Annotated in this window: 23 protein-coding genes and 1 riboswitch; of the genes, 16 read left to right on the forward strand and 7 right to left on the reverse strand. The window is 35.8% G+C overall.

Annotation, left to right across the window (positions count from 1 at the left end):
- Positions 1-93: 93 nt before the first annotated feature.
- The 3 genes from Q3V31_RS23485 to Q3V31_RS23495 all read left to right on the forward strand — a co-directional run bounded on the left by Q3V31_RS23485 (position 94) and on the right by Q3V31_RS23495 (position 4325).
- Positions 94-864 carry a TSUP family transporter gene (locus Q3V31_RS23485; protein WP_016128243.1) on the forward strand — a complete coding sequence of 257 codons (771 nt, stop codon included), beginning with the start codon at positions 94-96 and terminating at the stop codon, positions 862-864.
- 154 nt (positions 865-1018) lie between these two features.
- Complete coding sequence (pruA, locus tag Q3V31_RS23490) at positions 1019-2566, forward strand: L-glutamate gamma-semialdehyde dehydrogenase (protein ID WP_000259543.1); 1548 nt, start codon at positions 1019-1021, stop codon at positions 2564-2566.
- Between the two features lie 601 nt (positions 2567-3167).
- Positions 3168-4325, forward strand: coding sequence for an acyltransferase (locus Q3V31_RS23495; protein WP_090814070.1), 1158 nt, complete (start codon positions 3168-3170; stop codon positions 4323-4325).
- A gap of 115 nt (positions 4326-4440) precedes the next feature.
- Here Q3V31_RS23495 and Q3V31_RS23500 read toward each other — a convergent pair whose 3' ends face one another.
- Positions 4441-4983 (reverse strand): cysteine hydrolase family protein, encoded by a 543-nt coding sequence (locus tag Q3V31_RS23500; RefSeq protein ID WP_090814071.1) that lies wholly within the window; start codon positions 4981-4983, stop codon positions 4441-4443.
- A gap of 229 nt (positions 4984-5212) precedes the next feature.
- Positions 5213-5318: riboswitch (SAM riboswitch) on the forward strand.
- A 123-nt stretch (positions 5319-5441) separates the two neighbouring features.
- On the opposite strand from Q3V31_RS23500, the gene Q3V31_RS23505 reads away from it, so the two are divergent.
- The 3 genes from Q3V31_RS23505 to Q3V31_RS23515 are packed head-to-tail and all read left to right on the forward strand — an operon-like array spanning position 5442 to position 7992.
- On the forward strand, positions 5442-6461 hold the full coding sequence (locus Q3V31_RS23505) for a methionine ABC transporter ATP-binding protein (protein ID WP_000622961.1): 1020 nt from the start codon (positions 5442-5444) through the stop codon (positions 6459-6461).
- Positions 6451-7116: a methionine ABC transporter permease gene (locus Q3V31_RS23510; protein WP_001261864.1), complete on the forward strand. Its 666-nt coding sequence runs from the start codon at positions 6451-6453 to the stop codon at positions 7114-7116. Before Q3V31_RS23505 ends, Q3V31_RS23510 begins: the two co-directional genes overlap by 11 nt.
- A 21-nt stretch (positions 7117-7137) precedes the next feature.
- Positions 7138-7992, forward strand: a complete 855-nt coding sequence (locus Q3V31_RS23515; protein WP_000721589.1) for a MetQ/NlpA family ABC transporter substrate-binding protein — start codon at positions 7138-7140, stop codon at positions 7990-7992.
- A 171-nt stretch (positions 7993-8163) separates the two neighbouring features.
- Here Q3V31_RS23515 and Q3V31_RS23520 read toward each other — a convergent pair whose 3' ends face one another.
- The 4 genes from Q3V31_RS23520 to Q3V31_RS23535 all read right to left on the reverse strand — a co-directional run bounded on the left by Q3V31_RS23520 (position 8164) and on the right by Q3V31_RS23535 (position 10634).
- On the reverse strand, positions 8164-8646 hold the full coding sequence (locus Q3V31_RS23520; protein WP_090814072.1) for an HXXEE domain-containing protein: 483 nt from the start codon (positions 8644-8646) through the stop codon (positions 8164-8166).
- Between the two features lie 63 nt (positions 8647-8709).
- A complete protein-coding gene (locus Q3V31_RS23525) occupies positions 8710-8901 on the reverse strand; it encodes a DUF3926 domain-containing protein (RefSeq protein WP_000544100.1) in 192 nt (63 codons plus the stop codon).
- Positions 8894-10075: an ArsA family ATPase gene (locus Q3V31_RS23530; protein ID WP_002074267.1), complete on the reverse strand. Its 1182-nt coding sequence runs from the start codon at positions 10073-10075 to the stop codon at positions 8894-8896. The genes Q3V31_RS23525 and Q3V31_RS23530 overlap by 8 nt, the downstream gene beginning before the upstream one ends.
- Before the next feature lie 76 nt (positions 10076-10151).
- Positions 10152-10634 (reverse strand): MarR family winged helix-turn-helix transcriptional regulator, encoded by a 483-nt coding sequence (locus tag Q3V31_RS23535; RefSeq protein WP_000942491.1) that lies wholly within the window; start codon positions 10632-10634, stop codon positions 10152-10154.
- A 231-nt stretch (positions 10635-10865) separates the two neighbouring features.
- Here Q3V31_RS23535 and Q3V31_RS23540 point away from each other — a divergent pair, with 231 nt between their 5' ends.
- The 10 genes from Q3V31_RS23540 to Q3V31_RS23585 all read left to right on the forward strand — a co-directional run bounded on the left by Q3V31_RS23540 (position 10866) and on the right by Q3V31_RS23585 (position 21621).
- Positions 10866-11102 carry a YiaA/YiaB family inner membrane protein gene (locus Q3V31_RS23540; protein ID WP_001254393.1) on the forward strand — a complete coding sequence of 79 codons (237 nt, stop codon included), beginning with the start codon at positions 10866-10868 and terminating at the stop codon, positions 11100-11102.
- A 141-nt stretch (positions 11103-11243) separates the two neighbouring features.
- Entirely contained in the window at positions 11244-11534 is a 291-nt protein-coding gene (gene gatC, locus Q3V31_RS23545) for an Asp-tRNA(Asn)/Glu-tRNA(Gln) amidotransferase subunit GatC (RefSeq protein WP_000086999.1), read from the forward strand.
- Between the two features lie 14 nt (positions 11535-11548).
- On the forward strand, positions 11549-13006 hold the full coding sequence (gatA, locus tag Q3V31_RS23550; RefSeq protein ID WP_000051452.1) for an Asp-tRNA(Asn)/Glu-tRNA(Gln) amidotransferase subunit GatA: 1458 nt from the start codon (positions 11549-11551) through the stop codon (positions 13004-13006).
- A gap of 14 nt (positions 13007-13020) precedes the next feature.
- Positions 13021-14448 (forward strand): Asp-tRNA(Asn)/Glu-tRNA(Gln) amidotransferase subunit GatB, encoded by a 1428-nt coding sequence (gatB, locus tag Q3V31_RS23555; protein ID WP_001047688.1) that lies wholly within the window; start codon positions 13021-13023, stop codon positions 14446-14448.
- Positions 14449-14957: 509 nt separating this feature from the next.
- Complete coding sequence (locus tag Q3V31_RS23560) at positions 14958-15863, forward strand: diacylglycerol kinase (protein ID WP_000977668.1); 906 nt, start codon at positions 14958-14960, stop codon at positions 15861-15863.
- A 194-nt stretch (positions 15864-16057) separates the two neighbouring features.
- On the forward strand, positions 16058-16804 hold the full coding sequence (locus Q3V31_RS23565; protein WP_000416654.1) for an HAD family hydrolase: 747 nt from the start codon (positions 16058-16060) through the stop codon (positions 16802-16804).
- A gap of 154 nt (positions 16805-16958) precedes the next feature.
- The gene (gene gabT / locus Q3V31_RS23570) at positions 16959-18323 is read left to right on the forward strand and encodes a 4-aminobutyrate--2-oxoglutarate transaminase (RefSeq protein WP_329767363.1); all 1365 of its coding nucleotides are present in this window, start codon (positions 16959-16961) and stop codon (positions 18321-18323) included.
- Positions 18324-18438: 115 nt separating this feature from the next.
- Positions 18439-19806 (forward strand): sigma-54 interaction domain-containing protein, encoded by a 1368-nt coding sequence (locus Q3V31_RS23575; RefSeq protein WP_329767364.1) that lies wholly within the window; start codon positions 18439-18441, stop codon positions 19804-19806.
- The gene (gene gabD / locus Q3V31_RS23580) at positions 19799-21250 is read left to right on the forward strand and encodes an NADP-dependent succinate-semialdehyde dehydrogenase (protein ID WP_090814075.1); all 1452 of its coding nucleotides are present in this window, start codon (positions 19799-19801) and stop codon (positions 21248-21250) included. Before Q3V31_RS23575 ends, gabD begins: the two co-directional genes overlap by 8 nt.
- Positions 21251-21297: 47 nt before the next feature.
- A complete protein-coding gene (locus Q3V31_RS23585; protein ID WP_000263263.1) occupies positions 21298-21621 on the forward strand; it encodes a DMT family transporter in 324 nt (107 codons plus the stop codon).
- A 40-nt stretch (positions 21622-21661) separates the two neighbouring features.
- Here the strand turns inward: Q3V31_RS23585 and Q3V31_RS23590 are convergent, their stop codons facing one another.
- Both Q3V31_RS23590 and Q3V31_RS23595 read right to left on the reverse strand, forming a co-directional pair.
- A complete protein-coding gene (locus tag Q3V31_RS23590) occupies positions 21662-22891 on the reverse strand; it encodes an aminopeptidase (protein WP_088009593.1) in 1230 nt (409 codons plus the stop codon).
- Between the two features lie 116 nt (positions 22892-23007).
- Entirely contained in the window at positions 23008-24090 is a 1083-nt protein-coding gene (locus Q3V31_RS23595; protein WP_090814076.1) for a polysaccharide deacetylase family protein, read from the reverse strand.
- Positions 24091-24096: the final 6 nt, after the last annotated feature.

Consider the following 24096-nt stretch of genomic DNA (forward strand, 5'->3'; position numbering starts at 1 on the left):
ATGAAAGCTGTTTCTATAAAGGAACAGCTTTTTTTCTTGAAAAATTTTGTTATAATTTTAAATGTTACAAATAAAGGGGTAAGGGGTAAGATCATGGAAGAACTAAGCTTTCAAGTCATTATTTTATTAATTGCATTCGGGTTTTTAGCTGCTTTTATTGATTCGGTTGTTGGAGGAGGAGGGTTAATTTCGCTTCCTGCACTTATGTTTGTCGGTTTATCACCAGCTTCGGCAATCGCAACAAATAAATTAGCTGCAACGATGGGGACGCTTACGAGTACAATTTATTTTATTCGATCAGGTAAGGTTGATTTTCGAATTGTAGGAAAGTTAATCCCGTTAACTATTATTGGAGCAGTTGCAGGTGCTTTAGTAGTAAAGTTTATTCCGCCTGATATTTTGCGTCCACTAGTACTTGTGATGTTGGTTTTTATTGCCATTTATATTATTGCGAAAAAAGATTGGGGAAGTGCATCTACCTATAAAAAGATGACAAAAGGAAAAACATTAATGTTTTTCTTTGTTATTTTAATGATCGGGTTTTATGATGGATTTTTTGGACCGGGGACAGGATCCTTTTTAATTTTTGCATTTTTATTAATTGGTTTGGATTTTATTCAAGCGGCAGCATCTGGAAAACTTTTGAATTTCGTTAGTAATATCGTATCTTTAATTACTTTTTTATTTTTAGATGTGATTCATTTTGAATACGGTATTATTATGGGGTTATCAATGATTTTAGGTGCTTATTTTGGATCGAAGTTTGCGGTTCAAAAAGGTGTTGGATATGTAAGGACTTTATTTTTGTTAGTTACTATTTTATTGATAGGGAAAAATGTTTTGGAATATACTCATATTTTGTAGATTCATACGTATGTATGAATCTCTTTTTTTTTATTATATTTTAAAAATTTATTAATTTTTAAAATATAAGTCTAGGAATATTTGAATAAATCTAAATTATCGTGTAGAATAATGTTGTAAAATGTAAACGTTTTTCTAAGGGGAGGCTAAAAAAATGGTAGTAGCATACAAACATGAGCCATTTACAGATTTTTCAGTAGAGGCTAACAAATTAGCGTTTGAAGAGGGTTTAAAGAAAGTAGAATCTTATCTTGGACAAGACTATCCATTAATTATCGGGGGAGAAAAAATCACTACAGAAGACAAAATTGTTTCTGTAAACCCTGCAAATAAAGAGGAACTTGTTGGTCGCGTTTCAAAAGCAAGCCGTGAATTAGCTGAAAAAGCAATGCAAGTAGCGGATGCAACATTCCAAACTTGGAGAAAGTCAAAACCAGAAATGCGTGCAGACATTTTATTCCGTGCTGCAGCAATCGTTCGTCGTAGAAAACATGAGTTCTCTGCTATTCTTGTAAAAGAAGCAGGTAAACCATGGAATGAGGCAGATGCTGATACAGCAGAAGCAATCGACTTTATGGAATATTATGCTCGTCAAATGTTAAAATTAAAAGACGGTATTCCAGTAGAAAGCCGTCCAATTGAATATAATCGTTTCTCTTACATTCCATTAGGAGTAGGTGTTATCATTTCTCCTTGGAACTTCCCATTCGCAATTATGGCAGGTATGACAACAGCTGCTTTAGTTTCTGGTAACACAGTATTACTAAAACCAGCTAGTACAACTCCTGTAGTAGCAGCGAAATTTATGGAAGTATTAGAAGAAGCTGGTTTACCAGCTGGCGTAGTAAACTTCGTTCCAGGTAATGGTTCTGAAGTTGGTGACTACTTAGTAGATCACCCTCGTACACGTTTCGTTAGCTTCACTGGATCTCGTGATGTAGGTATCCGTATTTATGAGCGTGCAGCGAAAGTAAACCCAGGCCAAATTTGGTTAAAACGTGTTATCGCTGAAATGGGCGGTAAAGATACAATCGTTGTTGATAAAGAAGCAGATCTTGAATTAGCAGCTAAATCTATCGTTGCATCAGCATTCGGATTCTCAGGACAAAAATGTTCTGCATGTTCTCGTGCAGTAATCCACGAAGATGTATACGATCACGTATTAAATCGTGCTGTTGAATTAACAAAAGAATTAACAGTAGGTAACCCAGAGGCGAAAGATATCAACATGGGACCTGTTAATGACCAAGCTGCATTCGATAAAGTAATGAGCTATGTTGCAATTGGTAAAGAAGAAGGTAAAATCGTATCAGGTGGCGAAGGAGACGACTCTAAAGGCTGGTTCATCCAACCAACAATCGTTGCTGACGTTGCAGAAGATGCTCGCTTAATGAAAGAAGAAATCTTCGGACCAGTAGTAGCATTCTGTAAAGCAAAAGACTTTGATCATGCACTTGCAATTGCAAACAATACAGAATACGGTTTAACAGGAGCAGTTGTTACTAACAACCGTGACCATATTGAAAAAGCACGTGAAGACTTCCACGTTGGTAACTTATACTTCAACCGTGGATGTACTGGTGCAATCGTAGGTTACCAACCATTCGGTGGCTTTAACATGTCTGGTACAGACTCTAAAGCTGGTGGCCCTGATTACTTAGCACTTCACATGCAAGCAAAAACTACTTCTGAAACTTTATAAGAAATAGTAGAAAAGATCTTCACAGACTGTGAAGATCTTTTCTTTTTGAGAAACTCTCGATAATAGAAGCTAGTTAATTTCAATTAAGAAAGGGTTACCAAATATTACTATTTGTTCTTTGGAATTAGTTAAACCCTATTAATAGTGGGATAAACATGTAAATAGAAACAAAACAGCGAGAAAAATTGACTTATTCGTCATATTTTTTAGTATTCATTTTGAGAATTTCCTGTATAATACAATTTGAAAGAAAATCTATGGTTAGACAAGAGAACACTCCTTTCGGTTTTGCTCACTGAAAGGGGTGTTTTTTTATTTTTATAGATTAAAAACCTTATATTAAGAATATTAAATTATTAGATAGGAGGAAACCTCCCTATTTAAATGGTATATTTATATAATATTATGTAAATATGATAAAAAATTGAATTTATTGTTAAAATTTTATATAGTATAGTCAGTGTTTATATAGTCGAATATCGAAATTTTAGGTATTCATTTTTGTTTTAACATTAATTATATTCCGATATAAGAGGTTTGTGCTTTTTGAAAAGACGAAAATGATTAGAAAAAATATTCTTTGGGAAGGGATGATTGTTAGATGAGTAATGGGGTGAAAAAAAATTATGTTGAATATGTTGACGTACTACGCGTATTTTCGATGTTTGCGGTAGTATTTCTTCATACTGCTGCAGGAAGTTTGCGAGGGAATATTGGTTCAGGTACTTGGCATATAACTAATGCACTGACAACGGTTTTTAGTACAAGTGTGCCTATCTTCTTTATGATTTCTGGTGCGATGTTAATGAGGAGTAGTAAAACGACATCGCTTAAAATAACTTATACAGAACGGTTGCCAAAATTAATCGTGCCATTTATTATATGGTCCATTATTGCCGTTTTATACTTTACGCCAAGACCGATACAAATAACAAATGTTATTAAGAGTATTTTATATATACCGAATCAAGCGGCGACAGTACATCTTTGGTTTATGTATGCCATTATTCCTTTGTATATTCTTTCTCCTCTGTTGAAGAAAATGGTAGATGCTTTAAGTAAAGATCTTATAAAGTATATGTTAATCCTTTGGTTTACAGTTAGTTCGCTATTGCCAACAATTGCAGTACTAGTTCCGGATAAATTAAAACCAATATTCACGTTGTATCCTAATTTTGATATGAACTTTTTAGGTGGATATATAGGGTATTTTCTCTTAGGTTATTATTTAATGACGTATGAGAAGAAGGTATCAAAAAAAATGTTGCTTTCTATAATTGTTATAGATACTCTTCTTATTATATTAGGTACTTGGTATGAGACGGTTAAAATCGGGGAGTACTCTGAGGATTTCAAGGCATATGTTAGAGTATTTGAAGTAGTACTTTCAGGTTCAATCTTCTTATTAGTAAAAGAATATTTTAGGAATTACTCAATGAAGCCATTTATGTTTAAGGGGATACAAGTTTTATCTGCTTTTTCATTTGGTGTGTATTTAATGCATAATTTAGTAGTTGTATATATTGGGAATAAATTAAATCTATGGCCAGCACAATCAATTGTGATGTTACTGGTTGCTTTCATAATAATTACGGCTATAACAATGATAGCAATTATAATTTTTGCAAGTATGAAAATCACATGTTATCCATTAACAGGAATGAGTTTCTCGGAAGCTTCTCGTACATGTAATATTCAATTTTTATGGAAAAATTGGACTCAATCAAAAGATAGTAAAAATGATAATGTATCAATGTAAATAATTAGTGAGATTGTTATAGGTATGATATGAATCCCTAAAAATAGGAAATGAAAAAATGATAAATATGATATAGTCAGAAAAAAACCTTTTGAAAAATTCAAAAGGTTTTTTTTCATTGTACAAACTCTTTCGTGCTAAGTATTTCAGCATAGATTTTATTCAAACTAGCCAAAATTGTATTGTGAATATAAACAGCTGGTATAGTAGCATTCTTAAAGGAAAGATCTTTTGTAGCACAAGCGTCATGTATAACGGTACAACGAAAACCAAAATCAAATGCAGCCCTTACGGTAGCATCAATACACATATGTGTCATCATCCCGCATATAACGACGTGCTCAATATCTAAACGTTGTAATTGCTCTAGAAGATTAGTTTCTCGGAAGCTATTCGGATAATGTTTGAGTATAACAGTTTCTTCTCTAAGCGGACGGACATTCTCGTGAATATGGACACCTTCTGTATTAGGTAGGAAAAAAGTAGCGTCATCTTTTATAGCTACATGTTGGATATGAAAAATAGGTTCGTTGTTCACTCTAAAGTGCTGTAATAGCTGACTAGCATATTCACTTGCTTCTACTGGATTACGTAATTCCATCTTTCCATTTGGAAAATAATCATTTTGAATATCGACGAGCAAAAGGGCTGTTTTCATATATTCATCTTCCTCCGAGTTTCATATTCAAATAATGTTATTCAATTCATAGAGAGGATTCTCCTTTTAAAAAATATGAGGGAGGAGAATTTAACATAACATTGTATTGTAATTTTTTATTTGAAAATTTTAATAGAGAAATAATTAATATTTTTCCGAAAAATGTATTGACTCTTATTATTCAGAGTTCTATAATGAGAATTAATTAAATGACAATTAAATCGATACACTCTTATCCAGAGAGGTGGAGGGACTGGCCCTACGATACCTCAGCAACGGGTTTTTTAATACCGTGCTAATTCCAGCAAGCTTAAAGTAAGCTTGGAAGATGAGAAGATGTGAACGAGTACATATAAGTGCTCTCCTTCTTATCTTTTACAAGTGATAAGAAGGAGAGCACTTTTTATTTTACCTCAAAAGCTCTACTTCAAGTTTTACAGCATATAGGAGGGAAGAAAATGATTTCTTTTAACAATATAAGTAAAGTATATGAATCAGGTGGGCAATTTGTTCATGCAGTGGAGGATGTAACGCTATCAGTTGAAAAGGGAGAAATTTTTGGCATTATCGGATTTAGTGGTGCTGGAAAGAGTACGTTATTACGTTTAGTAAACATGCTAGAGAGACCAACTGAGGGAACGATTTCAATAGATGATAAAGATATTACATCATTATCGACGAAAGAATTAAGGAAACTAAGACAAAGAATCGGGATGATTTTTCAAAGTTTTAATTTATTTAATTCAAGAACAGTGTTTGGGAATATTGCTTATCCATTAAGGTTAGCGAAAGTACCAAAGAATGAAATAAAAGAAAGAGTAAATGAACTGCTGAAGTTTGTAGGATTAGAAGATAAAGCAAACTATTATCCAGAGCAACTATCAGGTGGTCAAAAGCAACGTGTTGGTATTGCTAGGGCACTTGCAACATCGCCAGATATTCTTATATGTGATGAGGCAACATCAGCTTTAGATCCAGAAACGACGACAGAGATATTAAACTTATTAAAGAAAGTAAATCGAGAATACAATGTAACGATTCTTCTTATTACACATGAAATGCACGTGGTGAAAGAAATTTGTCACCGTGTAGCTGTAATGGAGAAGGGGAAAGTTATTGAAGAAGGAAAACTATTTGACGTTTTCACACAACCAAAAACAAAAACAACTCAAAACTTTGTACGTTCTGTTATTAATGATCACTTACCGGAAAGTGTGCTAGCGAAAATTCAAAACGGAGGTCAGATTTACCGCTTAACGTTTACTGGTGAGGAGACAGGACAGCCTGTACTATCATATATTGCGAAAAATTATAACGTTGATGTAAATGTTCTTTACGGAAATATTATTGAACTCCAAAATGTTTTATTTGGAAATCTTCTAGTAGAACTACAAGGTGAACAAAGAGAGATTCAAAAAGCATTACAACATCTAAGACTGCAAGTGCAGCTGAAGGAGGTAGAAGCTCATGCGAGTTGATTGGAGCATATTTTGGCCTCGCATATTAGATGCGACGGGGGATACCCTCTTAATGGTAATTGTAACTCTTATATTTGCTACAATTCTCGGTATACCTCTAGGTTTACTGTTGTATGTAACGAGAAAAGGAAACTTTTTAGAAAATAAATGGGTCTTTTCTATTCTTAATATCATAATTAATACAATTCGTCCGGTTCCATTCATTATCTTTTTAGTAGCTTTAAGCCCACTAACAAGAAGTGTTATCGGAACGACGATTGGAACAGCAGCAGCAATCTTCCCAATGACGTTAGTTGCATCAATTGGTATTGCTAGAATGGTTGAAACAAATCTGGTTTCTGTTCCGAAAGGGGTAATTGAAGCAGCGCAAGCAATGGGAGCTTCACCAATTAGAATTGTTTTTGAAATTCTTGTGCCAGAAGCGTTAGCGCCATTAATCTTGGGTGTTACGTTTATGACAGTTGGTTTAATTGAATTTTCTGCAGTTGCTGGGCTTGTCGGTGGTGGCGGTCTTGGTGACTTAGCAATGACATATGGTTATCAACGTTTTGATACGTCAGTTATGTTTGTAACGGTTGTTTTACTTATTATTCTCGTACAAATAGCTCAAAATTTAGGAAACTACTTTGCAAAAGTCTTTTTACGTAGATCATAAAAAGGAAGAGGGGAAAAGAAAATGAAGAAAATTTTAGCATTTGCATTATCAGCGATCGTAGGGATTACAGCTTTAAGCGGCTGCTCAGGTGGAGATACGGGTGCAGGAGCGAAAGAGAAAGTAGTTCGCGTCGGTGTAACTGGAACAGATGGAGACGCTTGGGAAATTTTGAAGAAAAAAGCTGAAAAAGAAGGGATTAAAATTAAACTGGTTGAGTTCTCTGATTACACAACGCCAAATAAAGCATTAGCTGATGGAGATATTGAATTAAACTCATTCCAGCATATCGCTTTCTTAGAGCAATTTAAAAAGGAGCATAAGTTAGATATTACAGCTGTCGGTACAACGCAAATTGCACCAATGGGCTTATACTCTGAAAAATATAAGAAAGCAAATGAAATCCCAGATGGTTCAGAAATTGCTATTCCAAATGATCCAACGAACCAAGCACGCGCATTAAAACTTCTTGATGCAGCTGGATTATTAAAGCTTAAGAAAGATTTCGGCCTATTTGGGGATCCAAGTGGTATCGCTGAAAATCCGAAGAAGCTAAAGATTACACCGGTTATCGCACAGCAAACACCTCGTGTATTAAAAGATGTAGCAGCTTCAGTTATTAATAATGGTGTTGCTGGTCAAGCTGGATTAGATCCAGCGAAGGATCCTATTTTCTTAGAAGATCCAAAGAATGAAAATGCGAAACCTTATATTAATATTTTCGCAGCTCGTACGAAAGACAAAGATGATCCAACGCTGAAAAAAGTAATTGAATTGTATCATTCAAAAGAAGTAACAGATGCAATTAAGAAAGAAACGAATGATGGTTCAATTTCAGTAGATCTTTCACTTGAGGAGCTTGAAAAAATCGTAAAATAATTATTGGGTTTAACGACTAACAGTAGGAACCCCTCCGCTGTTAGCTCGTTCAACATAGAATCTACTTAACAAACAAAACCCTAATTCTGTACCTTCCAATTTTGTATAACATAGAATCCAATGTTTGTTAAGTAGAGTGATGGACCAGGAGTTTTCCTGGTCTTTTTTTTATTAATGAAAATAGCTAGCAAATAGTAAGGCAATCCAAATTATAACGGGATAAGAAAATAAGCTGAAAAGGAGTGTAATTACGAATTGCTTTTTATGAATGAAGTATTTTTCGGATAACAAGAAGAAAATAGAAAAGATGACAATGAAAACGGCTGATATTACGCCAGGATTATAAGAACGATAAATGAAATACAAGATAATATGCTGAACGGCGTTAAAGAAGATACAGCCCTGTATAAAAAGGATCAAGTAAATAGAAGATATGATGCTTAATTGATATAGAATGACTATGATTAAGACGAAGGTTGTTAATATGGAAATTGCAATGAAAAATTGTTTGTTAGTTATAAAATGGATTGAAAATCGATTAGCGATATATTGTGGCATTCGGAAAGCTTCTTCGAGGTTATGAAAAAAGAATAGAAGGGGGATTAGCCAGATTATATTAGTGGTGAAATGTCTTGTTGAAGATGTTTTAATCAACTTATATCAGCTCCAATAAAGGGATAGAAAGCCTATAAGAAAAGGCTTTCTACAAGGGTATAGTTATTCAATTATGATGCTTTTTAAATTACTCTCAGGTTGCGGTTGTTCTTCCGCATAAGAGGAGAGCTCCTCTTGCAAAATATTTAGTGCTTGCTTAGCTGATTGCTGAATCGGATTCGGTAGCTCTTCTAATATACGCATACCGACTTTTATTTTTGTACGAATTATTCTTCTTAGTAGCTCCTCATGCATGCACTACACCTCCAAACCGAATGTTTAGTACATCTTCTTCAAACTTCGCTCCTTGAATAGAAAGGTGTGTTAATGTTTTTGGTAATGTGATGTTCCGTTTAACAGAACCAGCTCGAATAATAAGTTCATCACCTTTTTGATTTAATGAAAGTTCACTTTTGTTTGAGAAGGGAATGGATAGAACGAAAATATACTCATCGCCATCTTTTTTCACATATTGTGTGCGGCCATTAAATTTCACTTCAGTAGGAGAAGGGTCTGATTTAAATAAAGCATTTCCTACACGCTCTAACATAGGTAAACCAACAACTTCTTGTTCAAACATGGGAGCTTCGTAAATAGGAAGTGGCTGAAAACTATCTTTAATTAACGCCTTATATTTCTTTTGTGTATCTTTCCATGCCTGAAAGTAAGGGTCGGTAACAGTGTTAGGGATGACGCGGTTAATCATAATGGCATCAACGTTATAATCGTATAAGTTTAAATACGTAAAGCTGCGCTGAGCTTCTTTAATGACCATTTTTTCAGGATTTACAACGATGCGGATACTTGTTACCTCTCGGTTTGATAAAATATCTCTCATTTCTCCAAGCTGTTCAAGTGTATTTGTTAATTCGTCCATAATATCATCGGTTGGAAGGGGGACACCAAGAAGTGGTTGAGCTACAGGACGAACAACTTTTAAAATCTTCCTTTTAATAGGAAAGAGTTTTTCCATCCACCAGCCGAGCATGTCTGGAAAGCTAAGCATTGCTAAAGTTTCTCCAGTCGGTGCGCAATCAATAATGATGACGTCGTAAGTGTTGTTTTTATAGTAATCGAGTACTCGAAGTAAGCTAATTAAATCTTCCATACCAGGGAACATCGTTAATTCTTCTGTTGTAATATCATCAGCTGCTTTGGAAGTGAAGAGTAGTGTAATATATTTCTGCAATTTCCCCCAGCCTTTTTCCATTTCATAAATCGTATTAATCTCTTGTGCCCATAAATTTTTACGAATTTCTAATGGCTCAGAAGATAGTTTTATGCCAAATGAATCTCCTAAGCTATGAGCAGGATCTGTACTCATTACTAATGTTTTTAATCCTTGTTTTGCACTTTGGATTGCTGTTGCTGCTGAAATGCTAGTTTTTCCTACGCCGCCTTTACCTGTATACAGAATAATTCTCATCATTAATATCCCCTTTGTTTCGAATGTCGAATATTACGAGTGTCGAAATATTTAATTGAATAAAAACCCAACTAGGGTCTTATTCAATCGGAATGTTTTTCATTTTAGGTGTAGAAACCTTTTCTTCTGTTTTTTGCTGTGACGTAGCAATGTGATTCATGATCTTTTGGAATATTTGTAGTAAGAATGCTTTTTCTTCTTCTGACAATGCGTCTGTCACTAGGCTAAAGTAATGGGCTGCATTTTGTTTTACTTCTTGAACGAGCATTACGCCGTTTTCTGTTAAGCGAATTAATACAATACGTCGATCGCTTTCATTCCGGTAGCGCTCAATATACCCCTTTTTTACAAGACGGTTTACAACGCCTGTCGTTGTACTCATCGGTATATCAAGAAGGTCGGCGATTTTTGTCATTGTAATATCTGTATTGCGCTCCATCCAAAGTAAACAAAATACTTCTGTTTTAGAAAGTGTTAAATCAAGGCTTACCCATTCTTCAGGATAGAAAAGTTTCTTGGCGTTATCTAGCAGTAAGTCTAAAAAATGTTCATATTGCAGCAATTATTTCCACTCCCGTATATTTCGAGGTTCGTAATATTTGTTTTTATTTTATGTGGAATTGAAATAAATGTCAATAATTTTAACTGTTTTTTCAGATTAGACAGAAATCTATCTTTAAAATAATATTTTTTTATGATAGATTTATAAATAGCAAAATAGAATTTACATAAAAATCCATCATGATAAATATATTTATCTATAATGGGTGTATAGCTAACGAGGGGGAGAACGATGAGAAGACGAAATACGCAAGCGTTCACGTTTTTAGCATGGACTTCATTTGTTTGCGCGCTTTCAGGTATGCTAATTGGGATTTATACGTTAGATGAAACGCTTAGTGTAAAAGGATACTATTTAATTGGAACATTATTTTTAACAATGTCTTGTTTTGTGTTACAAAAAACAATTCGTGATAATGAAGAGGATAACGAGAGATTTCCAAAAAATAAACCGTTAGATAAAGAGTAAATCGTAAAGAAAGGCATTTGCCTTTCTTTTTTTATGTAAAAATACCGTAAGTGCCGTGTGTTGACTTGCTTGAAGTACTGAAAATTTGGTATCATCAATAGTATTGTAGATTGAACGATATATTATGGAGGTGGCCTAGCCGTGTCAAGAATTTCCGTTGAGAATGTAAAGCACGTAGCACATTTAGCACGTCTTGCAATTACTGATCAAGAAGCAGAAAAATTCCAAAAACAACTAGATGCAATTGTTACATTTGCAGAACAGTTAAATGAATTAGATACAACTGATGTAAAACCAACAACTCACGTATTAACTATGAAAAATGTTATGCGTGAAGATGTACCAGAAAAAGGTTTACCAGTAGAAGAAGTATTAAAAAATGCACCGGATCACAAAGATAATCAAATCCGTGTTCCAGCAGTATTAGAATAGAGGAGGGAATTTCGATGTCATTATTTGATCATTCGGTATCAGAGTTACATAAGAAATTAAACAACAAAGAAATTTCCGTTACGGATTTAGTAGAAGAATCTTACAAACGTATTTCGGATGTTGAAGATAACGTAAAAGCTTTTCTTACATTAGATGAAGAAAATGCACGCGCGAAAGCGAAAGAATTAGATGCAAAGATTGGTGCTGAGGATAATGGCTTATTATTCGGTATGCCAATCGGTGTAAAAGATAACATTGTAACTAACGGTCTTCGTACAACTTGTGCGAGCAAAATGTTAGCAAATTTCGATCCAATTTACGATGCGACAGTTGTACAAAAGCTAAAAGCTGCTGACACAGTTACAATCGGTAAATTAAATATGGACGAGTTCGCAATGGGTTCTTCAAATGAAAACTCAGGTTTCTACGCTACGAAAAACCCATGGAACTTAGATTACGTTCCAGGCGGATCTAGTGGTGGTTCTGCAGCAGCTGTAGCAGCAGGAGAAGTATTATTCTCTCTAGGTTCTGATACGGGTGGTTCTATCCGTCAGCCAGCTGCATATTGCGGCGTTGTAGGTTTAAAACCAACTTACGGACGCGTATCTCGTTACGGATTAGTAGCATTCGCATCTTCACTTGACCAAATCGGACCGATTACGCGTACAGTAGAAGACAATGCATACTTATTACAAGCTATTTCAGGTATTGATCGTATGGATGCAACTTCTGCAAACGTTGAAGTTGGAAACTACTTAGCTGGTTTAACAGGCGACGTTAAAGGTTTACGCATTGCTGTACCGAAAGAATACTTAGGCGAAGGTGTTGGCGAAGAAGCTCGTGAGTCAGTACTAGCTGCGTTAAAAGTGTTAGAAGGTATGGGCGCAACTTGGGAGGAAGTATCTCTTCCACACTCTAAATACGCTCTAGCAACGTATTACTTATTATCTTCTTCTGAAGCATCTGCTAACCTTTCACGCTTTGATGGCGTACGTTACGGTGTTCGTTCTGATAATGTAAATAACTTATTAGATCTTTACAAAAACACACGTAGCGAAGGTTTCGGAGATGAAGTAAAACGTCGTATTATGCTTGGTACATTTGCTCTTAGCTCTGGTTACTATGATGCATATTACAAAAAAGCACAACAAGTACGTACATTAATTAAAAACGACTTTGAAAATGTATTTGCTAACTATGATGTTATTATCGGACCAACAACGCCAACTCCGGCATTTAAAGTGGGCGAAAAAGTGGACGATCCAATGACAATGTATGCAAATGACATTTTAACAATCCCAGTAAACTTAGCGGGTGTTCCAGCGATTTCTATCCCATGTGGATTCGGTGCTAACAACATGCCACTTGGTCTACAAATCATTGGTAAACACTTCGATGAATCGACAATTTACCGCGTTGCACATGCGTTTGAGCAAGCAACAGACTATCATACAAAAAAAGCAAGTCTGTAAGGAGGCGAGCATAGATGAATTTAGAAACAATTATTGGTTTAGAGGTTCACGTTGAGTTAAAAACAAATTCGAAAATTTTCTCTGCGAGTCCAACAGAATTCGGAGCGGAGCCAAATACACAAACAAGTGTAATTGACTTAGGATACCCAGGGGTACTTCCTACTTTAAATAAAGAAGCAGTTAACTTTGCAATGAAAGCTGCAATGGCATTAAACTGTGAAATCGCAACGGAAACGAAGTTCGACCGTAAAAACTATTTCTACCCAGATAATCCGAAAGCTTACCAAATCTCTCAATTTGATAAGCCGATTGGTGAAAATGGTTGGATTGAAATCGAAGTAGACGGTAAAAAGAAACGTATCGGTATTACACGTCTTCATTTAGAAGAAGATGCTGGTAAATCAACGCATACAGCTGATGGTTCATTAGTAGACTACAACCGTCAAGGTATGCCTTTAATCGAGATCGTATCTGAGCCAGATATGCGTACTCCAGAAGAAGCATATGCATACTTAGAGAAGTTAAAATCAATCATTCAATATACAGGCGTATCTGATTGTAAGATGGAAGAAGGTTCTCTTCGTTGTGATGCGAATATTTCACTTCGTCCTGTTGGACAAGAGAAATTCGGTACAAAAGCAGAACTGAAAAACTTAAACTCATTCACTTACGTACAAAAAGGTCTTGAGCATGAGCAAGTGCGCCAAGAAAAAGAATTATTATCTGGTGGTATCATCCAACAAGAAACACGTCGTTATGATGAAGCAACGAAGAAAACAATCTTAATGCGTGTGAAAGAAGGATCTGACGATTACCGTTACTTCCCAGAGCCAGACTTAGTTGAACTTTACATCGATGATGAGTGGAAAGAAGAAATTCGTGCTTCGATTCCAGAACTTCCAGATGCACGTAAAGCTCGCTATGTTGCAGAAATTGGCTTGCCAGCTTATGATGCACACGTATTAACATTAACGAAAGAGATGTCTGATTTCTTTGAAGCAGCAATTGAAGATGGAGCAGATGCGAAATTAACATCAAACTGGTTAATGGGTGAAGTGCTTGCATACTTAAACAAACAGCAAAAAGAATTAAAAGACGTTGCATTAACGCCTGCTGGTTTATCTAAAATGGTTCAATTAATTGAAAAAGGTACAATTTCTTCTAAAATCGCGAAGAAAGTATTTAACGAATTAATTGAAAAAGGTGGAGACCCAGAAGAAATCGTTAAAGCGAAAGGTCTTGTTCAAATTTCTGACGAAGGTACACTTCGTAAGGTTGTAACAGAAATTCTTGATAATAATGAGCAATCTATCGAAGACTTTAAAAACGGTAAAGACCGTGCAATTGGCTTCTTAGTTGGTCAAATTATGAAAGCGACAAAAGGACAAGCTAACCCACCGCTTGTTAACAAAATCTTACTTGAAGAGATTAATAAGCGATAAAAATAAAAGAGGAATTCTTATTTTTGAGCGCTAAAATAGTATAGATTCTTAAAGATTAAACAGAAAAAACACCCGCATTTGGGTGTTTTTTCTGAGTTAATCAAACGTTTGTTTAAATGGTGAAAAATAATTTAAATAAACGTTTGATTAACTGTCAAAAGTGAAAAAATGTTTGTATAGCAACTATGGTATGATAGTTGCAAAAAGGTGGGAATAATGATAAATCTAGACATAGAGGTTTTTTTCATCTCATGAAATAATAGATAATTATTATTCGTTATATGTAAATTGTTGTGAGGAAATAGATGGACATAAATTTTTTTGTCAAATAAAGCAAAACCATTATGAGAGAATGTTACTTATGATGGACTACACGAATCGGGTTCTTACTGCCTGTTTGAGCGGGATAAAAGAAGGATAGGAAGATGAGAGGAGGTAGGCATAGGGATACTGAATAAGGGTTCGGTGTATTCTTTTTTCAATGAATAAAGAATTTCCTGTGCTAATACATGATGAAGCGAGCAAGGATTATTTATAACCCTACTTCTGGACGCGAGTTATTTAAGAAGAGCTTACCAGAAGTATTACAAAAATTAGAACAAGCTGGATATGAAGCATCTTGTCATGCGACAACTGGTCCTGGAGATGCAACTGTGGCGGCGAGGCAAGCTGCGGATCGTAAGTTTGATGTTGTTATCGCAGCTGGTGGTGATGGTACGTTAAATGAAGTGGTGAACGGTTTAGTAGGACATGAACATCGTCCAAAGTTTGGAATTATTCCAGTTGGAACGACAAATGATTTTGCGCGTGCGATCGGTGTACCTCGTGCTATTGAAGAGGCTGCGGATATTATTTGTGAAGGGAAAACAGTTCCGTTAGATCTTGGTAGAGCGAATGATACATATTTCATTAATATCGCTGGTGGCGGCCGTATTACAGAATTAACATATGAAGTGCCAAGTAAGCTGAAAACGGTATTAGGTCAACTTGCTTACTATTTAAAAGGAATCGAAATGTTACCATCATTACATCCAACATATGTTGAAATCGAGTATGATGGGAAGTTGCTACAAGAAGAAATTACGATGTTTTTAATTACAAATACTCGTTCAGTTGGTGGATTTGAAAAGGTAGCACCATATGCGTCTATTAACGATGGGTTATTTGATTTATTAGTGCTGAAAAAAGGTTCTATCGCTGATTTAATTAAAGCAGCAACACAAGCGCAGCGTGGGGAACATATTAACAATCCAAAAGTGCTATATACACAAGCGAATCGAATTAAAGTGCATTCACCAGATAAACTAATGATTAATTTAGATGGTGAATATGGTGGAGATGCACCGATGGAATTCGAAAATATATATCATTGTCTGGAACTATTTGTTCCTGAACATCAAGAGGATGCCCTGTAAAGGCATCTTTTTTTTGCTTTTATCTCACTATTTGCGAGTAATAAGACTCTCTCGCTGATTAAAGTTTCACTTTATACAGATGAATTGTAAATTGGAAGTTAGTTTGATTTTCATGGTATTTTTACAAACCGTTTATTTTATATCCATATTTTATTGATAAACTAGAAGAGATAAGAAATGAGAGGTAGGATGCTATGGAGAAGGTAAAAGCAATATTATTTGATAAAGATGGGACATTAATGGATTTTCATTCAATTTGGATAAAAGTAGCAGAAGAGCTTGTAGCTGAATGTATAAATTTATATCAATTACCAGAATCAATGCAGCAGGTTATATTAAAAGAGATTGGCGTGGACGGAGCAGTCGTTCATCCGCATAGTGCGCTAGCAGCAGGAACGAGCCTTGATGTAGCGAAGGGGATTTGTAAATATATCGTATCATCTAGAGAAGAAGAGATGCATGAATGGGTAAGTGAAAAGTTGTTTTCTCTTATGTATGAGCATCGAGAACATATGAGAATGACGGCAGATTTACCAAAAGTTTTACAAGCATTAAAGGATAGAGGGTTTATTTTAGGTGTCGTCACAGCTGATGATTTTGCACCGACAGAATTATTTTTAAAGCAGTATCAATTAGAGCCCTTTTTTGATTATGTCATAGCCTCAGATACGTTTCCGGCACAGAAACCAGATAAAAGAATTGTAGAAGCGTTTTGTGAGAGATTTAATTTAGAAACATGTGAAGTAGCGGTCGTCGGGGATACACCGACGGATTTACATTTAGCGAAAAATGGTGGCGACTGCTATGCAATTGGCGTACTATCTGGTACGGGTGATCGTCAAACGTTAGAACCACTTGCAGATTTAGTGTTACAATCTGTTGAAGATTTAATTTCTCATTCAAGTGAGTTTATTTGGAAACAAGGAAAGTCTAATGTATAAACGGATAAGTCTATAAAGACTCTTTATGAGTCTTTATAGACTTATTTTTTATGCCGCGATATTAAGAGAATGGGATGAATACTAGAAAGGGGAAGTTGGCATACATCTTGCAATATAAAGAGAAAACATTGTATAGAAAAGGATGGGGTACACAATGAACACAAAAAAATTTGCTAAAGTAAATGAACAAATTCCAGGACCGAAAGCAGCGTCTTTATTAGAACGCCGCCAAAATATAGTACCAAAAGGAGTAAGTAATGGTATTCCAACATTCGTACAGTCTGCCGATGGAGCTCTTGTAACAGATGTTGATGGTAATCAGTACATTGATTTTGCAGGAGCGATAGGGACAATTAACGTAGGACATTGTCATCCAGCTGTTAAAGAAGCACTTCATAAACAAGTAGATCAATATATTCATACGGGATTTAATGTCATGATGTATGAGCCATATATTGAATTAGCGGAAAAGCTTGCTGCATTAGCGCCAGGAAGTTTTGATAAACAAGTCCTGTTTTTAAACAGTGGTGCAGAAGCAGTTGAGAATGCGGTGAAAATCGCTCGTAAATATACGAAGAGACCTGGGATTATCGCATTTTCTAAAGGATTTCACGGGCGTACATTAATGACAATGACGATGACAAGTAAAGTAAAACCATATAAATTTGGATTTGGCCCATTTGCTCCAGAAGTATATAAAGCGCCATTCCCATATGAATATCGTCGTCCAGAGGGGTTAACGGAAGAGCAGTATGATGATTTTATCATTGAAGAGTTTAAGAACTTCTTTATATCAGAAGTAGCACCAGAAACAATTGCAGCTGTTGTTATGGAGCCGGTTCAAGGGGAAGGCGGATTTATCGTCCCAAGTAAGAAATTTGTTCAAGAAGTACGCAATATTTGTTCAGAACATGGCATCTTATTTGTAGCGGATGAAATTCAAACTGGCTTTAGCCGTACAGGAAAATACTTTGCGATTGATCATTATGATGTCGTTCCGGATTTAATTACAGTGTCTAAGTCACTAGGAGCTGGTGTACCGATAAGCGGTGTTATTGGCCGTAAAGAAATTATGAATGAGTCTGCACCGGGAGAACTGGGCGGAACGTATGCAGGAAGCCCACTAGGATGTGCGGCTGCATTAGCAGTACTTGATGTAATAGAAAAAGAGAATTTAAATGATAGAGCGATAGAAGTAGGAAAAGTCGTAATGAGCCGATTCGAAGAGATGAAAAATAAATATAATTGCATTGGTGATGTGCGCGGTTTAGGAGCAATGTGTGCATTTGAGCTCGTTCAAGATCGTAAGACGAAAGCGCCTGACAAAACATTGGCAGCTAATTTATGTGCGGAAGCAAATAAACGCGGATTACTTCTACTATCAGCAGGAACATATGGAAATGTTATTCGTGTGTTAATGCCATTAGTTATTACAGATGCGCAGCTAGAGGAAGGTTTAACAATAATTGAAGAATCATTGCAAGCTTGTTATGAGCAAGCAAACATCGCTCGTGTTTAAAAACTAAATTATAAATCGCAAACATTCTAGCTTACTCTATATAAAATGCAGAAAATTCACTTTATAATAAAGGTAGTAAAGTGAATCGATGGATATGAAGTAGGGAGTGGCTAGGATGGTTGCAGAAAAGGAACGAGTGTTGATGGATTTACAAGATGTATTTGAATATGCATTTGACGAAATTTTTGTTACAGATGATAAAGGAATCGTTGTGCGTGTAAATAGTATGTGTGAAAGACATTACCAGCTCTCTGCTAAGGAATTAGTAGGAAAGCATGTAAAAGAACTACAAAAAGAAGGGATTTTTTATCCGTCTGCAACGTTAGAAGTAATTGAAAAGAAAAGGCCAGTTGAACTTGTTCAAACAACGAAATCAGGAGAGTATTTGCATGTTCGTACAAGACCTGTTTTTGATGATGAGGGAAATTTAAGAAGAGTGATTAGTTATTCCCGAGATCTTACAGAACTCTATCAATTACGTCAAAAGGTAGAGGAAATGGATAATCAGTTAAAAACATATAAAAAGGAATTAAGAGAAACATATGAACATGAAGGACTTATTTTTAAAAGTATCGCTATGCAAAAAATAGTCGAAACAATCAAAAAAGTATCTGTGGTGGATAGCACTGTTCTCGTATTAGGTGAGACGGGAGTAGGAAAAAGCCGATTAGTACGCCATTTGCATGAAGTAAGTCACCGGAAAAATGAAAGTTTTTATGAGATTAATTGTGCGGCATTGCCGATGAATTTAATTGAATCAGAGCTTTTTGGATATTCAGGCGGGTCTTTTACAGGGGCAAATCGTGAAGGGAAAAAGGGATTACTAGAATCAGCACATAAAGGGACCCTTTTCTTAGATGAAATTGGTGAAATGCCGCTTGAAATTCAAGCGAAGCTTTTGCAAGTATTGCAAGAAAAAACGTTTCGCCCTATAGGCGGAAGAGAGTTAAAAAAGGTGGATGTTAGAATTGTAGCGGCAACAAATAGAGATTTAAGTACGATGGTGAAACAAGGAGCATTCCGGAAAGATTTATACTATCGTCTGAATGTCCTTCCAATTTCAATTCCGCCACTTCGGGAGAGAACAGAAGACATTTTGCCGCTCATTTATCATTATTTACAGCATTTTAATAAAAAGTACGGACGTAATGTAAAGTTGGCTCCTAGTACGTTACAAATGTTTGTAGGGTACCCTTGGGAAGGAAATAATAGAGAGATTGAAAATGTAATTGAACGAATTGTTATCACTGCTGATGATTTTGTAACGGTAGAAGATTTGCCACTATCTATGCAAGAGGCAACAGTTGAACAATCTGGACAAAGTCTTTATAGAATGCTGGAAGAGGTAGAGAGAAATATTATTCTTAAAGCGTATAAAACGTATGGATCAAGTTATAAAGTGGCTGAGTTTTTGCAAATAAGTCAATCTGCTGCCACTAGGAAAATTAAGAAGTTTATAGAGGAGGAAGAAAAAATTGGATAAAAAAGCGACGTTCGTAAACTTAGAGAAAAAGGCGATGTATATAAATGGTGAGTGGATTACACTGCAAGAACAAATCGAAGTAAATAATCCAGCGACAAAGGAAGTATTTGCAACTGTGCCAAAGGGCGGGATTACAGAGGCAAAGCAAGCAGTTGATGCTGCACATGAAGCTTTTAAATCATGGTCAAAATTAACTGCAGCAGATCGCGCAGTAAAGTTGAAAAAATGGTTCACGCTCATTGATGAAAATAAAGAAGAAATTGCAGCAATTATGACGAGAGAACAAGGAAAGCCGTTTGCAGAAGCACTTGGTGAAGTAAATTATGCAAATAGTTTTGTTGAATGGTACGCAGAAGAGGGAAAGAGAATATACGGTGAAGTGATTCCTGCTTCTCATCCGAATAAACGTATTTTAGTTATAAAGCAACCAGTTGGGGTTATGGCAGCTATTACACCATGGAACTTCCCAGCTGCTATGATTACGAGAAAGGTAGCTCCAGCGCTTGCAGCGGGCTGTACAGCGGTTGTGAAACCAGCGAGCCAAACACCATTAACGGCATTGAAGTTAGTTGAATTAGCACATGAAGCAGATATTCCAAAAGGTGTAATAAATATTGTAACAGGTAGTGCAAAAGCAATTGCTGATACGTGGATGGAAGATGAGCGTGTTCGAAAGGTTTCCTTTACAGGATCAACTGAAATTGGGAAAGAATTAATGGCTAGCGCTGCACAAACGATGAAAAAGGTTTCACTTGAGTTAGGTGGTCATGCTCCATTTATTATTATGAATGATGCTGATTTAGATAAAGCGGTAGAAGCGGTAATCGGTTCGAAATTCCGTAACGCAGGACAAACGTGTATATGTACAAACCGCGTCTTCGTTCAAGAAGCAGTGTACGAAGAATTTGCAGGAAAGTTCACAAAAGCTGTAGAGCAGCTTAAAGTTGGGGACGGATTCGGCGAAGGAACAACTGTAGGTCCACTTATTGATGCGAATGCAATTTCGAAAGTACAAGAACATATTGAAGATGCAATTCAAAAGGGTGGAGAAGTTTTATACGGTGGCCATAAATTTGCAGAGTTAGATGGATATTTCATTCAGCCAACAGTAATTGGATTGGCAAATGACACGATGCTTTGTATGAATGAAGAAACATTTGGGCCGGTTGCACCAGTCGCTAAATTTAAAACGGTTGAAGAAGTAATCGAACGCGCAAATAATACACCATATGGCTTGGCTGCTTATATTTTCACAAAAGATATTAGTCAGGCATTCCAAATTAGCGAAGCATTAGAGTACGGAATTATCGGCTTAAATGATGGACTTCCATCAGTTGCACAAGCACCATTTGGTGGCTTTAAAGAAAGTGGTATCGGCCGTGAAGGAGGCCATTTCGGTATCGAGGAATATTTAGAAATTAAATATATTTCGTTAGGGCTATAAGTAGTATACTAGAATCTCGATAAGGTAACAGAGAAGGAGATTCTAGTATGGTATATTGGCTATTATTACTCGTAACAATTATTTTTGAAGTGGCTGGAACGATTGCGATGAAATTATCGAACGGTTTAACAAAGCCCGTTCCAAGCGTACTTATTTTCGTATTCTATGGAATTTGTTTCAGCGTGTTTGCTATCGTTGTTAAAAAGATTCATTTAAGTATTGCCTATGCAATTTGGTCTGGTGTAGGAACACTACTTATTACAATCATTAGTGTGTACTTTTTTAAAGAGCATATTAATTTATTCCAAGCATTTTGTATTCTCTTTATTGTTTTAGGAGTAATTGGACTTAAGGTTTCATCAGCATCATAAAAGGCTATCTTCCGGTGTGGAAGATAGCCTTTTATTTGTATTAAAATGCCCAGTTACCTTTACGGAAAATAGGCTCATGTCTTCCATCAGCTGTAATACCATCGATATCAAGCTCAGCTGATCCGATCATGAAGTCATTGTGTGTAATACTAGTGTTTGCTCCGTTTTCAGCAAGTTCTTCTTTAGACATTGTTTTTCCGCCAACTAAGTTGAATGCATAAGCACTTCCGATTGCAAGGTGGCAAGATGCATTTTCATCAAATAGCGTATTGTAGAATAAAATATTTGTGTTTGAAATTGGTGAGTCATGAGGTACTAAAGCCACTTCTCCTAAGAAGTGAGAACCTTCATCTGTTTCTACTAAATGTTTTAAAGCCTCTTCACCAGTTTCAGCTTTGTAGTCTACGATACGTCCGTTTTCAAATGTTAACGTGAAGTGATCGATAATGTTACCTGCAAATGCTAACGGTTTTGTGCTAGATACTTGGCCGTTCACACCTGTTTTAAGTGGCATTGTAAATACTTCTTCAGTTGGAATGTTAGCCATAAATGGTACGTCCTTTTCATTTAAGCTACCAGCACCAGCCCATACATGCTTTTCTGGAAGTTCGATCGTTAAATCTGTTCCAGGGCCTGTATAGTGAAGAGCTTTATAATGTTTTTCGTTTAAGTAATCTACTTTTGTATGTAGTGTTTCATCATGTTCTTTCCATGCTTCCACAGGATTTTCTAAATCAGCACGAGTTGCTTTGAAGATAGCGTCCCATAGTTTTGCTTCTTGTTCTTCTGGTGCTACATCAGGGAATACTTTCGCAGCCCATTCTTTCGTAGGAACAGAAATGACACACCAGCTTACTTTGTCCGCTTGTACGTAATCACGGTATACTTTCATCGCTTCACCGGCTACTTTATGAGCAGTTGCGATACGAGTTGGTTCTACGCCTTTTAATAAATCCGGATTTTCTGCATAAATAGACATAAATGCAGCGCCTTCTTTTGCTAATTCTTCACGAGCATGTGCTTTCCAAGAAGGAAATTCAGAGAAAGCTTCTTCAGGAGCTAGATCGAACTTTAAGCGTGTTAACGTCTCATCATTCCAATCAACATATACGTGTTTTGCACCAGATTTATATGCTTTTTCTGTAACGAGGCGTACAAACTGTACAGCCTCAAGAGGTGCACTAATTGATAAAGTTTGTCCGGGTTGAATATTAACACCAACATTGACTGCAAGAGCAGCATATTTCTCTAACGTTTGTTCAAATGACATATGTATAATCTCCTTTAGTTTGAAAGATTTCTTACTATATATAATACAAGAAAATTCTAAAAATATATATAAATATAAAGTAAAAAGAGAGCTCAAAATGTATTGAGCTCTAATAGTTATTTAATCGAAGAAGCAAATTGTTCTACAGTCGTTGTATGGTGTATGCGAACACGCTTCATTTTTAACAACTCATCAGGTTCATCCTTCGTAATGAATTGTCCAGGTTTCGTTGTCGTTGCAAATTGATAGTATTTCTTTGTTTCTGCGACAACTTTATCGTCTACATGACCGAATGGATAAGCAATTGCGATAACAGGCTTACCTGTTATTTTTTCAAGCTTCTCTTTCGATCCTTTTAATTCTTCTTCATAGTTTGTAATTTTCGGCAAGTCTGCATGTGTTGCTGTGTGAGATTGTACAGAAAAAATACCTGAATCAACCATTTCTTTTATTTCAGATGCAGAAAGAGCGCCTTCTACATCAACGTTATCAACAATCATATATTCCGTTGCTGTCGGTTTGAAAGTATCATCTTTTAGCTTTTGTAAAATGCGAAATGCATTCATATTATTTTTCATACCGTCATCAAATGTAACGAAAATGGGTTTATTTACTTTATTAATATCGCCCCAACGTTCAAATGTTAATAATGTATAACCATTGTCTTTTAAATACTTCATTTGAGCTTCAAAGTTAGCAGGCGATACGAATAAATCTTTAATACCCTGCCCGTGATAATTATCAATTGCGTGGTACATGAGAACAGGTACTTTTTGCTCGAAAGTAATAGTAGATTTCGTAAGTGGAATAGCTTTTCCACCCTCTATTATTCCTGTTGCTTCAATTTGGAATTCACCGCGTTTTCCTTCAAATTCTTTTATATCAAAAGGAAGTGTAAATTGTTTCTCCTTTTCTTTAGAAGAAAAAGATTTAGTATTTTCTTTTCCATCAGCAGTACGCCAAATTTTATACTGCACTTCGGTTAAAGAATCTTTTATATCTGTTATATGAATGGCTGTGTTTGTAGATTCGTGCGTAATTGGATTATAAGAAATTTTACCTTGTGTTTGTACAGTCTCTTCTTGTTTTTTTACTTCTTGTACCTTTTTCTCTTTTGCAGGTTCTGGGCTAGCATTATTTGTGTTACAGCCCGCTAGAATGGCAGACGTACATAAAGCAATTGCTGCATATTTTCTCATGAAATC

Source organism: Bacillus nitratireducens (genome assembly GCF_036320425.1).
GTDB lineage: Bacteria > Bacillota > Bacilli > Bacillales > Bacillaceae_G > Bacillus_A > Bacillus_A nitratireducens.

Bases quoted from the DNA above. Each gene is read 5' to 3' on its own strand.
- Q3V31_RS23495 (WP_090814070.1), top strand. From the start codon at position 3,168: ATGAGTAATGGGGTGAAAAAAAATTATGTTGAATATGTTGACGTACTA.
- Q3V31_RS23585 (WP_000263263.1), top strand. From the start codon at position 21,298: ATGGTATATTGGCTATTATTACTCGTAACAATTATTTTTGAAGTGGCT.
- Q3V31_RS23575 (WP_329767364.1), top strand. From the start codon at position 18,439: ATGGTTGCAGAAAAGGAACGAGTGTTGATGGATTTACAAGATGTATTT.
- Q3V31_RS23530 (WP_002074267.1), bottom strand. From the start codon at position 10,075: ATGATGAGAATTATTCTGTATACAGGTAAAGGCGGCGTAGGAAAAACT.
- Q3V31_RS23505 (WP_000622961.1), top strand. From the start codon at position 5,442: ATGATTTCTTTTAACAATATAAGTAAAGTATATGAATCAGGTGGGCAA.
- Q3V31_RS23485 (WP_016128243.1), top strand. From the start codon at position 94: ATGGAAGAACTAAGCTTTCAAGTCATTATTTTATTAATTGCATTCGGG.
- Q3V31_RS23500 (WP_090814071.1), bottom strand. From the start codon at position 4,983: ATGAAAACAGCCCTTTTGCTCGTCGATATTCAAAATGATTATTTTCCA.
- pruA (WP_000259543.1), top strand. From the start codon at position 1,019: ATGGTAGTAGCATACAAACATGAGCCATTTACAGATTTTTCAGTAGAG.
- Q3V31_RS23560 (WP_000977668.1), top strand. From the start codon at position 14,958: ATGATGAAGCGAGCAAGGATTATTTATAACCCTACTTCTGGACGCGAG.
- Q3V31_RS23565 (WP_000416654.1), top strand. From the start codon at position 16,058: ATGGAGAAGGTAAAAGCAATATTATTTGATAAAGATGGGACATTAATG.
- Q3V31_RS23595 (WP_090814076.1), bottom strand. From the start codon at position 24,090: ATGAGAAAATATGCAGCAATTGCTTTATGTACGTCTGCCATTCTAGCG.
- gabT (WP_329767363.1), top strand. From the start codon at position 16,959: ATGAACACAAAAAAATTTGCTAAAGTAAATGAACAAATTCCAGGACCG.
- Q3V31_RS23510 (WP_001261864.1), top strand. From the start codon at position 6,451: ATGCGAGTTGATTGGAGCATATTTTGGCCTCGCATATTAGATGCGACG.
- Q3V31_RS23515 (WP_000721589.1), top strand. From the start codon at position 7,138: ATGAAGAAAATTTTAGCATTTGCATTATCAGCGATCGTAGGGATTACA.
- Q3V31_RS23590 (WP_088009593.1), bottom strand. From the start codon at position 22,891: ATGTCATTTGAACAAACGTTAGAGAAATATGCTGCTCTTGCAGTCAAT.
- gatB (WP_001047688.1), top strand. From the start codon at position 13,021: ATGAATTTAGAAACAATTATTGGTTTAGAGGTTCACGTTGAGTTAAAA.
- Q3V31_RS23525 (WP_000544100.1), bottom strand. From the start codon at position 8,901: ATGCATGAGGAGCTACTAAGAAGAATAATTCGTACAAAAATAAAAGTC.
- gatA (WP_000051452.1), top strand. From the start codon at position 11,549: ATGTCATTATTTGATCATTCGGTATCAGAGTTACATAAGAAATTAAAC.
- Q3V31_RS23540 (WP_001254393.1), top strand. From the start codon at position 10,866: ATGAGAAGACGAAATACGCAAGCGTTCACGTTTTTAGCATGGACTTCA.